The following is an 8,839-nucleotide window of genomic DNA, read 5'->3' as shown; positions in this document are numbered from 1 at the left end:
GCCCCAGTCGCCGGTGATGCGCGGCGTACCTGGCGACGAGCCGCAGCCGAGAATGGTGAGGCGCAGCCGGTCGGTCATCGTTCAGGCACTTTGCTTGGGCCAAGCAGTTTGCTCGGGAGGTCGCGGCATCTTGCCGAACAGGCGGAAGAAATTGTTCGTCGTCAGATCAGCGATGTCAGCCTCGCTGACGCCGATTGTTTCGGCCAGCACTTTGGCCGTGTGCGCGACATAGGCCGGCTCGTTGCGCTTGCCGCGAAACGGTACGGGCGCCAGATAAGGTGCGTCGGTTTCGACCAGCAAGCGGTCGTGCGGCACATCGGCTGCGATGGCGCGCAACTCGGCCGAATTCTTGAAGGTCAGGATACCCGAGAACGATACATAGCCACCGAGCGCAACGCCGATTTCCGCCAGCCGGCGCCCGGACGAAAAACAGTGCAGGATGAAGGGGAAGGCGCCCTTCCCTGTTTCGTCCTCGAGGATGGCCGCCATGTCGTCATCGGCATCGCGCGAATGGATGACCAGCGGCAGACCGGTTTCCCGAGCGGCGGCGATGTGGGCGCGAAACCCCTGCGCCTGGGCATCGCGCGGCGCTTTGTCGTAGAAGTAGTCGAGCCCCGCCTCGCCGATCGCCACCACCTTCGGATGAGCTGACAGGCGCACAAGGTCCGCGGCGGTGACGTCGAGTTCCTCGGCGGCATTGTGCGGATGGGTGCCGACCGAACAGTACACTTCGTCGAAGGTTTCAGCGATTTCAATGATTTGCTGAAACCGCTTCACGCGCGTCGAGATCGTCACCATGCGGCCGATACCGGCCGCCCTGGCGCGGGCGACTATGGCCGCCCGCTCCTCGGCGAAGTCTGGAAAATCCAGATGGCAATGGCTGTCGACGAGCATCAGGCGTTCGCATCCGGCTGTTCGACGTAACGCGGAAACACCCCTTCCGGCGCGGGCAAGGCAACCCCGGAGACAAGCGCGTGGTCTGCCGCGACATGCACGAAATCGCGGCTGTCCGCCGACACCGCCAGCAGGTCGAGCAGTTTGTTGGCCGATCCCGGAATGAAGGGTTGGCACAACAGCGCCACGCGCCGGACGAGTTCGGCAGTCGTCCACAGCACGGTTTCCATGCGCGCCGGATCGCTCTTCTTCAACGCCCATGGCGCCTGGCCCGCGAAATAACGATCGGCTTCCGCCACCACGCCGAAGATCGCCGCCAGCGCCAGATGGATGCCTTGCTCGGCCATGGTCTTGCGCGCCACGGCGAGCACGGCAGTTGCCTGATCGAGGATCGCCTTGTCCTCATCCGCCAGGGTGCCGCGTTGCGGCACCACGCCGCCGCAGTTCTTGGCGATCATCGACAGCGAGCGCTGCGCCAGATTGCCAAGGCCATTGGCAAGATCGGCGTTGGTGCGGTTGACGATTGCTTCATGGCTGTAGCTGCCGTCCTGGCCGAACGGCACCTCGCGCAGGAAGAAGTAGCGCACCTGGTCCAGACCGTAGTGCTCGATCATGGTGAACGGGTCTATGACGTTGCCGACCGATTTCGACATCTTCTCGCCGCGGTTGAACAGGAAGCCGTGGCCGAAGACACGTTTCGGCAGCGGGATGCCGGCAGACATCAAGAAGGCCGGCCAATACACCGCATGAAATCGGACGATGTCCTTGCCGATGATGTGCGCATCCGCAGGCCAGAAATGCCAATCGTCAGCATTTTCATTGGGATAGCCGACACCTGTGATGTAATTGGTCAAGGCGTCGACCCACACATACATCACGTGCTTCTCGTCGCCCGGCACCGGCACGCCCCAGTCGAAGGTGGTGCGCGAGATCGACAGGTCCTTCAGTCCCGATTTGACGAAGCTCATCACCTCGTTGCGGCGCTCAGCCGGGCCGATGAAGTCGGGCTGGTTTTCATAGAGCGCGACGAGCTTGTCCTGATAGGCCGAGAGGCGGAAGAAATAGCTCTCTTCCTCGACCCATTCGACGGGCGTTCCCTGTGGCCCGTAGCGGACATTGTCCGGGCGGACCTCCGTCTCCTCCTCGCCGTAGTAGGCTTCGTCGCGCACCGAGTACCAGCCGGCATAGCCGCCCTTGTAGATGTCGCCATTGGCGGCCATTGCCTTCCAGATCGCCTGCGACGACGCGTAATGCCGCTCTTCCGTGGTGCGGATGAAATCGTCATTGGAGGCGTTGAGCGCCTCCGCCATGCGCTTGAACTCAGCCGAGTTGCGATCGGCCAGTTCGCGCGGCGAAATGCCTTCGCGCTTGGCGGTCTGCAGCATCTTGATGCCGTGTTCGTCGGTTCCGGTGAGGAAAAAGACTTGCTTGCCGTCGAGCCGCTGGAAGCGGGCAAGCGCATCGGTTGCGATCAGTTCGTAGGCATGGCCGATATGCGGTTTGCCGTTCGGATAGGAAATCGCCGTCGTGATGTAGAACTTGTCGCGTGACATGAATGAACCGTCATGAATGTCTGAATGGAAAGGCGTGGCGGTGGATATCGCATCGGGGCGGCGATTGCCATCCCGGGGCCAATGCATGCCGCCCAAAAGTGGCCCCGGATTTGGGGCACGGCATGCATGGAGAAACCGTCACATTCGCATTGCAGAATTCAGGCGGTCGATCATGGTCAAGGCGTGCTGCTTCTTGTCGAGATTGTAGGTGTCCGTCTCAGATATAGCGTCGAGCGCCTCATGCCAAGTGTCCGACAGTGTTTTGGCCCGTGTGAGGTCACCCGCCAGCGCTGCCTGGCTTGCCGCATCCGACAACAGCTCCAGCGCCCGGCGGTTGAAGATGTCGAACTGGATTGCCTGGTCGCGGCCGGCGACAGCCTCGGCAAGGCGAAACGCGCCGCCGACATCGTTCTTTCTTGCCGCCACCAGGGCGTCGAGCGTTGAGGCGATCTCCAGCCCGCCATACTGCGTCAACAGGATCGCGCTGCGCGCGCTGCCCCCTGCCCGCTCGGCCAGCGCCGCGCGCGCGGCAGGATCGTCCGGCGGTGGCGGTTCGGTCGTTTCCAGCACCGCCATCAGGTCGTCGGCATCGAGCGGCGTCAATCGCACCACCTGGCAGCGCGACCGGATCGTCGGCAGCAGGCTGCCCGGCGCATGGACGATCAGGATGAACAGCGTTCGTGCYGGCGGCTCTTCGAGATTCTTCAACAAGGCATTGGCGGCATTGGTGTTCATGTCGTCGGCTGGGTCCACGATCACAACCCGGTAGCTGCCGTCATGCGAGGTCAGCGACAGGAAGCGGCTGACCTTGCGGATCTCGTCGACGGTGACGACGGTCTTGAAGCTCTTGGTCTTGTCGTTGGGCGGACGGGTCAGGTGCAGCACGCAAGGATGCGCGCCGGTGGCGATCTGGCGAAACAGCGACGAGGCCGGATCGGGAATGGCAAGGCTTTCCGGCGCCTGCGCGAAGTCCGGGTGCTTCAACAGATGATGCGCAAGATGGAAGGCAAGCGTCGCCTTGCCGATGCCGACCGGCCCGGAGAAGATCAGCGCATGCGGCAGCTTTCCCGCACGATAGGCGGCGGTCAGCATCCCCGCGGCCTGCCGGTGTCCAACCAGGCGCRGTGTTTCGGATGGCTCGGGCACGCCGTCCAGCGTGTCGTGCTGCTCGGGTGCGATGCGTTCGAAGATCATGCCGGCGTCGCCTGCCTGTTGCGCGAAGGCGTTCTTGCCTCCAGCGCCGCGAACACGGCGGCGGTGACGACATTCTCGACCGTATCGGGATCGGCGGCGGCGTTAACGACGATGCAGCGTTCCGGCTCGGCCGCCGCGATTGCCAGAAACGCCTCGCGGCGGGCCTGATGGATCGCCAGCCTCTCCTTTTCGAAGCGGTCGGCGATTGCTTCGGTGCCGCGCCGCAACGTCGCGCGCCTGAGGCCCTCCGCCGGATCGATGTCGAAGATCAGCGTCATGTCCGGCATCATGCCGTTGATGGCAACCTGCTCCAGCGCATCCATGAACGCCGGGTCGATACCGCCGGTGACTCCCTGGTAGACGCGTGATGAATCCAAGAAGCGGTCGCAAAGCACGATGGAGCCACGCTCGACCGCCGGACGGATGACCTGCTCGACATGATCGGAGCGCGCGGCGGCGAACAGCAGCGCCTCCATTTTCGGCCCGAATGGTTCGGCCGCGCCCGAAAGCAGCACATGCCTGACAGCTTCGGCGCCAGGCGAGCCGCCAGGTTCACGGGTGGGGAGGACATCATATCCCTTGGCGCGCATCTTCCTGGCCAGCCGCTCGATCTGCGTCGACTTGCCTGCTCCTTCGCCGCCTTCGAAGGTGATGAAAAATCCGCGCGCCAATCGAAAAGCCTTTGCCATGCTTGCGGGTGGTTATAGCGCTCTAGATAGTCCGCGTCGGGGCAAACGTCTATGCCGTCGGCGCTAGCGCAATTCCAGGAAAAGTGTGAAACGGTTTTCCTGGGAAAAGCGCAGCACTTTCCCTAGGGAATTGCGTCAAAGCCAAGAGATAGAGCGGTTCTGCGTTTCCGTGAAGCGATGAATCGCTCTAGCGCAGCCAGCCGATCGCCAGTTCCTTGACGGCATCGAGCGCGCGCTGCGGCAACGTGCCGACGCCGATCGACTCGGCGGCGAAAAGCGGCGTTTCCTGGCTGAGTGTGTCGCCGATCCAGACGCGCAGCGCGCCCACCGGTTGCCCTTCCTCCACCGGGGCGGCAACCGGGCCTGTGTAGACGATCTTGGCCGTCAGCTTGTCGCGGTTGGTGATCGGCAGGAAGATGGCGATCGGACCCTTGGCCTTCAGCGTCACGCCGGATTTCGCGCCGCCAAAAACCTGGGCTTCGCCGACCACCTCGTCCTTGGCGAAGATTTCGGTCTTCTCGAAAGAGCGAACACCCCAGTCGAGCAGTTTTCGCGCCTCTTCGGCTCGCTCCTTGTCGCTGGCCAGTCCGCTCATCGCCGCGATCACCCGCGTGCCGTTGTGGTTGACCGAACCGACCATGCCGAAGCCTGACGTCTCGCTCGCGCCGACCGCCAGGCCGTCGGCGCCAATGTCCATTGCCAGAAGCGGATTGCGGTTCCGCTGCGAGATCTTGTTCCAGGTAAAATCCTTCTGGCCGTAGTAGTGATAGAAATCCGGATAATCGCGCCACAGATGCACGGCCAGCAGCGCCAACTCCCGCACCGTCGTCTGCTGGCCGTCCGCCGGCAGGCCGGTCGAATTGACGAACGTCGATGTCTTGAGCCCGATCTGGCGGGCGCGCTCGGTCATCTGCGCAGCAAAATTGTCCTCCGAGCCGGCCATGCCTTCGGCAATGACAATACAGCCGTCATTGGCCGCCTGAACCGTTACGCCCTGAATGAGATCCTCTAGCCGGATCGACGATTTGAGCTTGGCAAACATCGTCGAAGTTCCCGAAGGCGCACCACCCTTGCGCCAGGCGTTTTCGCTGACCACGAACGTATCGTCGAGCTTCAGGCGTCCGGACTTTATGGCGTTGAAAACCACTTCCATGGTCATCAGCTTGGCCATCGAAGCCGGCGGTATCGGCTTGTCGGCATCTTTCGAAAACAGCACCGTCCCGGTCTCGGCGTCGATCATGAAGACCTGCGCGGCCTTGGTCTCGAAAAGCTGCGCACTGGCTGGAGCCAGGGAAAGCAATAGCAGGCAAAAAAACAGAAGCCCGGCGAAAGGCTGGAGCAAGCGAAATTGCATGAAATTCGACCCGTTGGCCGGCACGTCCGGCAAGCCCGCGAAAAGTATCAGGCTTTTTCCGTGGCGGATCAACCGCGCAGTGGAGATCCGACCTTGCTTGCGCTCAGTTGCGCACAGCCAGTGCATCCGGCGCGCCATGCGACCAGGCCGCCTGCAGCAAATCATCCAGATTGCGGTGGCCATCGGGATAGAGATTGACCGAATACCAATCCTCGCCGTCGAGTTCTGAACGCTGGATCTCGATCTTGCCGAATGCGGCAAGCTGGGCGGCAACGCGCTTGGCCTCCGCCGCATCCTCGAACGAACCTGCCGCAACATAGTCGGTGGGCGAACCGGCCGACGGCGACTGACGCTTCCACGATTGAAGCAGGTCGGCCGGTGACATGCCCTCGCCGCCCAGCGCTGCGAAGGCGTTGGAGGCGCGCTCTACGCGCTCGTCCGCATAGGAGAGCGAGGCCACGGCAAACGGCGATTGCGGCGGCAGGTTGATCTCCGGGCGCTCCGGCACGATCGGGCCGAAATCCGGCAATGCCAGGTCGCCATAGGCCGGCGACTGCGCCGGCATGACCGCCTGGGCCGGCCCCGAATCGGTCAACTGGCCAGGAAACGGTACGGCGGCGGCACCAACGGGAAGACTCGGCGACGGTCCGTTCATGGCGACCATGACGCCGGTCGGCAGTCCATCCGACGGATCCGGCGCCCTGTTGCCGGGATGGTAGGAGGCCATCAGATACTGGTCGTCATCGCCGTCCAGCGGTGCGCGGCCGACATACTCGACCTTCACCTGAGCGGTGCCGATATTGGCATAATCAAGCATTTGGGCGGCGCGCTCCGACACATCGATGATGCGGCCTTCATGATAGGGGCCGCGATCGTTGACGCGAACGATGACCGAGCTGCCGGTCTTGAGATTGGTGACACGGGCATAGCTTGGCAACGGCATGGTCGGATGCGCCGCCGTCAGGTGTGTCATGTCGTAGACTTCGCCATTGGCGGTAAGCCGGCCGTGGAAGGCATCGCCATACCAGGAGGCCAGACCGACCTTGGCGTAGTGCTTGTCTTCCTTCGGGTAATACCACCTGCCCCGGACCTGATAGGGCTTGCCGAGCTGGTCCCGGCCGCCGCCGCGCTGCAGCCGCCCGCCCCGGAAGGCCACACGCGGGCTTGCCTTCACGCCGTATTCGGATTCGGAGAAATATTCCTTGGAGCGGGTCTTTTTGTAGACCATCGCTTTGGGTTCAGGCGATGCACAAGCCGCCAGTAAGGCAGCCGATACCGCCAACAACGCGACTGTAGCAGCGCGACGAAGACGCGGGTGCGTCACAGCCTGCATTTTTTCAGATGTCCCCTACAGTCTCAATGAAAGACGCCGCCATCTAAYCGCCAGAGGAGCAAAGCACTCACTCGACAATACCAATGACACCGTGAACCCCGATCCTTTGTGCGCAGGAATTGTTTATCACGGTATTAATCGATTATGGCCGGAACCGGGCAATATTGTGGCGCCGGTGCCTTGGCGGCCGGCCGGCAGCGTGGACGGATTAGGCCTGCGTCCAGGCGACATGGACGCGAACATGGTAGGGACGCTTTGCACAAAGTCAGGATGGCAATACGCTTTTAGCTTGTGGCGGTGGCACCGCGATGAGGATCAGTGCTTGCCCGAGTCCTCCCCGCTCATCAGCAGGTGAATCTCGCTCCCCGGAATAAACTCCCCGACGGTCGATTTCAGAAGCCGTAGGGCGCCGGGCAAATCTTGGGCGTCGATCCTGCGTTTCATTTCGTCGAAGATGCGCACGATCAGCGCTCCCTCGATCGACCGTGGAGATGCGGCCAGGATCCCCGACGCACCGGTCCCGCTCAAGGTTTCCTTGTTGTCGAAGAGTTCCTCGCAAAGCTTTTCCCCAGGCCGAAGCCCGGTGTAGACTATCTGAATGTCGGTGTCCGGGCGGTGCCCCGAGAGACGGATGAGATTTCGAGCAAGATCCACGATCTTCACCGGCGAGCCCATGTCGAGAACGTAAATTCGGCCGCGCTCCTGCTGCCGCTCGCGGCTATGCGCCGCCGCCTGCAGGACGAGGAGGCAGGCTTCCGAAATTGTCATGAAAAAGCGTTCCATTTCCGGATGGGTAACTGTCACGGGGCCGCCGGCCCTGATCTGCTTCTCGAACAGTGGGACCACGGATCCGGCCGAGCCCAGGACGTTGCCGAACCGAACGGTGACGAAACGTGTGCCGTTGACCGCCGAGTCCAGATCCATCGCCTGGCAGAACATCTCCGCCATCCGCTTGGTCGCGCCCATAACGCTAGAGGGATTCACAGCCTTGTCGGTCGACACCATAATCATCGTGGAGACGTTGGCACGAAGCGCGGCCTCAGCGACATTACGCGTCCCGATCGCGTTGGTGAAAAGGCCTTCAAGCGGCTGAGCCTCAACGATCGGCACATGCTTGAGTGCTGCTGCGTGGAAGAGCACGTCGGGCCTATGGCCGGCAACGATTCTGTCGACGGCGTCCTTTTCGCGCACGTTGCAGAGGGCAGCATGCAACTTGAGGCTCGGGCGGGTGCCAGCGAGTTCAGTCTTGATAGAGTAGAGAAGGTGCTCGCTGGCGTCCACGAGAATGAGGCCACGTGGGTTCAGGGCCGCGACCTGCCGTGCCAGCTCGGATCCAATCGAACCGCCCGCGCCGGTGATCATTACGGTCCTGCCCTCGATCATTGAGGCGATCTTGAGCGCATCAAGTCTAACGGGCGGCCGATGCAAGAGATCTTCCAACTTGATCGGACGCGGCTCAATTTCAGCATCGATGCTTTGCATGTCGAGAAGGTTCGGAAGCTTCAGGATTTCGACTTTCTGCTGTGTCGCAATCTCAACCAACGCCTCGATGCTGGCGTGCTGTTGATAGTCCTCGCGCGAACGCGTCAGGATGAGCRCTTCGGGTCGGCGCCCCTGGGCCTCAAATCGATTGAGGATCTGCGGCAGTCTTTCCAGCGGACCCAACACTGGAACCCCGCGAATAGAACGTCCGGTCCTGCGCCCCCGTTCGTCGATTATCGCGAGGATATTGAATGACGCATTATCTCTCTCCTTGGTGGTCCTCAGGAAGGCGTCGGCGTTGTCGGTGGCTCCAACCAGCAGCACGAACTTGCAGGTGCCG

Annotated in this window: 7 protein-coding genes; all 7 read right to left on the bottom strand. The window is 62.3% G+C overall.

Annotated features, from left to right (window positions below):
• Positions 1-81: 81 nt before the first annotated feature.
• On the bottom strand, positions 82-894 hold the full coding sequence (locus ACXJ7R_RS18020) for a TatD family hydrolase (protein WP_457153019.1): 813 nt from the start codon (positions 892-894) through the stop codon (positions 82-84).
• Entirely contained in the window at positions 894-2,447 is a 1,554-nt protein-coding gene (gene metG, locus ACXJ7R_RS18015; RefSeq protein WP_457153018.1) for a methionine--tRNA ligase, read from the bottom strand. Before metG ends, ACXJ7R_RS18020 begins: the two co-directional genes overlap by 1 nt.
• A 138-nt stretch (positions 2,448-2,585) precedes the next feature.
• Positions 2,586-3,641, bottom strand: coding sequence for a DNA polymerase III subunit delta' (locus ACXJ7R_RS18010; RefSeq protein ID WP_457153017.1), 1,056 nt, complete (start codon positions 3,639-3,641; stop codon positions 2,586-2,588).
• Positions 3,638-4,312: a dTMP kinase gene (tmk, locus tag ACXJ7R_RS18005; RefSeq protein WP_457153016.1), complete on the bottom strand. Its 675-nt coding sequence runs from the start codon at positions 4,310-4,312 to the stop codon at positions 3,638-3,640. The genes ACXJ7R_RS18010 and tmk overlap by 4 nt, the downstream gene beginning before the upstream one ends.
• A 205-nt stretch (positions 4,313-4,517) precedes the next feature.
• On the bottom strand, positions 4,518-5,684 hold the full coding sequence (locus ACXJ7R_RS18000; RefSeq protein ID WP_457153015.1) for a D-alanyl-D-alanine carboxypeptidase family protein: 1,167 nt from the start codon (positions 5,682-5,684) through the stop codon (positions 4,518-4,520).
• A 103-nt stretch (positions 5,685-5,787) separates the two neighbouring features.
• Positions 5,788-7,017: a septal ring lytic transglycosylase RlpA family protein gene (locus ACXJ7R_RS17995; protein ID WP_457153014.1), complete on the bottom strand. Its 1,230-nt coding sequence runs from the start codon at positions 7,015-7,017 to the stop codon at positions 5,788-5,790.
• A gap of 315 nt (positions 7,018-7,332) precedes the next feature.
• Positions 7,333-8,839, bottom strand: a 1,507-nt coding sequence (locus tag ACXJ7R_RS17990; RefSeq protein WP_457153013.1) for a polysaccharide biosynthesis protein, incomplete at its 5' end; no start/stop codon positions are given.

It is taken from the genome of Mesorhizobium sp. P5_C1 (assembly GCF_054049815.1).
The sequence above is the reverse complement of the archived record's forward strand: the minus strand, read 5'-3'. Positions and strand labels throughout refer to the sequence as shown.